Source organism: Pelomicrobium sp. G1 (assembly GCF_051905455.1).
GTDB lineage: Bacteria > Pseudomonadota > Gammaproteobacteria > Burkholderiales > UBA6910 > Pelomicrobium.
In genome coordinates this window covers 1-243 of the sequence record NZ_JBQACR010000535.1, presented here as the reverse complement: position 1 = coordinate 243, position 243 = coordinate 1, and the positions used below count along the sequence as shown (strand labels likewise).

The following is a 243-nucleotide window of genomic DNA, read 5'->3' as shown; positions in this document are numbered from 1 at the left end:
GATGATTTTCTGGGACCGGATCGACGCGGCCCGCCGGGTGGCGACGGCGCTGGCGAAATACCGCGGCGCGTGCCCCCTGGTGCTGGCGATTCCCCGCGGCGCCGTTGAGATGGGGCGCGTGCTGGCCGACGAGCTGGACGGCGAGCTGGACGTGGGGCTGGTCAGAAAGCTGGGCGCGCCGTTCAATGCCGAGGTCGCGGTAGGCGCGGTCGATGAGTCCGGCTGGACGTATGTGGCCGGCTA

General features: G+C 70.8%; 1 pseudogene. It reads left to right on the top strand.

What is annotated here, in order from left to right:
* Nucleotide 1 precedes the first annotated feature (1 nt).
* Nucleotides 2–243, top strand: a pseudogene (locus tag ACTFO6_RS19535) (phosphoribosyltransferase); the annotation flags it as partial.